Raw genomic sequence first — 2109 nt, forward strand, 5'->3', positions numbered from 1 at the left:
CACGCCGAAACAGCGCTTGGCACAGGCCGCATGACCTCTACTTTTGAGTGCTCCAAAAAATGGGGGGATTACCATACAACGCGCCATGTTCACGACTCCATCTTGATAAGCGGAGGCAGGGGCACGGGAAAGAGTATTTTCTTGTATAACGCAAAAACGCTATGGGCGGAACAAAATGATAAGAACAAGCCCGACCTTCATTTTCTTGATCCCGTTGACCCAACTCTGCTGCAAGATAATGACAGCTTCAGCAATGTTATTATTGCCAACATTTTTAACAGTGTTCACAAACACATTCATGGCAAACCGCAGACAGAGACAACGGAGTTTTATAACCGCTTAAGGAAGCTGGCTGAATCTATCGAGGAAGTGGATAAACAACAATTAGGTGGGCTCGATAAGCTGATGCATTACAGCTCGGGGGTCAGAGTTCAGAATAATTTTTATCGTTTTGTCAAAGAGGCGATTACACTGCTCTGCTGTGATGCCCTCGTCCTGCCCATCGATGATGTCGATATGGCCCTGGGCAAGGCCTATGACGTGCTGGAAGAGATCCGCCGCCGACTGTGCTGCCCCTTTATCATTCCCTTGGTCAGTGGTGACCCCGATCTCTATGAGCATTTAGTTAAAATCAATTTTGGCAAAAGTATTGTAAGTAAAGATATTCAAGAGATTGAAAGCACAAAAAAGAGGCTGCTTGATAGCCTACCCAATGCATATCTGACCAAAGTACTTCCCCATCATTATCGCATTACCCTGCAATCGATTGATGCTATTACCGCCCAGTTAAAGATTAAATGGAGCAACAATAACTTCATCCCATATGTCTGTAAGAGTACTGATGATACCTATCAAGACAGGTTGCTTTCCTGCTTCTTTGGCCCGAAACACGATGATGAAAAGGGTCGTGATTTTCCCTGGCCAAAATCTTCTCGAGAACTGGGACAAATGGTTCGACTACTGAGGCCAGATGATCTTCAATCAAAAGAAGAAACCGATAAATATAGGAGTCTGCTGGAAAACCTGAAGACATGGTCGTCAGCCAGCCAACATGGTGCCAGCTATACACTAGCCCTCTCTGCATTAGAGTTTAAAAGCCCTTGCAGAGCAAGTCAGTTAATCGCATTTAATTTACATAAGCAGGCCAAGCTAGACATTCCATGGGCGAGATATAACTTTACCAAAGATCAAATAGATGCAATCAACAACTATAAAAATAGCTCACCTGTACTTAGAGCAAATCAACTATTAATTGAGGATTCACTACGTTCAAATATCTTGCGTAGCATGCCTCCCATTGAGCTCCATCTCGATAAAATGAGCATCACTGGAGAAAATGCCAAAAATGAAAAATATCCCTTCCTGCTCGCTATCTACACTTACAATGCATATTATGGCACCCAAGGAAATAAACAACTGAAAGTATATTTTAGCAAGGCATTTGAAATTTTGGCCACATCCATACTAAATGCAGCACGCTGTCACAATGGAATAGATAAACGCACCTTCTCTGATATATTGAATGACGCGCCTTTTTACTCTGTTTACAATCTAAGCCCAACTAAGCAGGTTGATGAAGAGAAACAAGATGAAAAAGATGAATCTTCTGTTGACACGATTGGAGCAGAGAATTGTGATAATTTTATAGCAGAGCTTGAAAAATGGAATATAAATCGTAGAGAAAGTATATCCACCTTGTTTACTAACCCAGCTCAGCGTATTTCACTACTCAGCGCCGTCTTTAATAAGATATTTACTCAAATATCATATCTAAGAATGGTTTTTGAAGTTGATAAAGGTGATAACCTTGTAGATCTCTCCCTTCGCTTCAAGTATATCGTTCTCAACGCTTTCGGCTTTTTCCTTAAAGAGAGTGGATCTCGTATAACCGCAAATACCGCTATAGATGCAGCTCAAAAGACCCTTAGAAATGACAATGAATTCAAGAAAACCCCAACATATAAGGGTAATGTAGAATGGATTAATGAAGAAGGTAATGAAAAATATAAAGAGTTTATTCATGCCATAGAAGAACGCGAATTCAACTTCGAAGTGCGACACTCGCCTATGCCGCCTGACGGTACTCTTCGAATACCTTGACAGGCTGCC

Annotated in this window: 1 protein-coding gene; it reads left to right on the top strand. The window is 41.6% G+C overall.

Annotated features, from left to right (window positions below):
* On the top strand, window positions 1–2100 hold a 2100-nt coding region (locus PG897_RS22430), incomplete at its 5' end, for a hypothetical protein (protein ID WP_270829436.1).
* Window positions 2101–2109: the final 9 nt, after the last annotated feature.

The sequence above is a fragment of the Aeromonas sp. QDB20 genome (assembly GCF_027707805.1).
GTDB classification, from domain to species: Bacteria; Pseudomonadota; Gammaproteobacteria; order Enterobacterales; family Aeromonadaceae; genus Aeromonas; species Aeromonas dhakensis.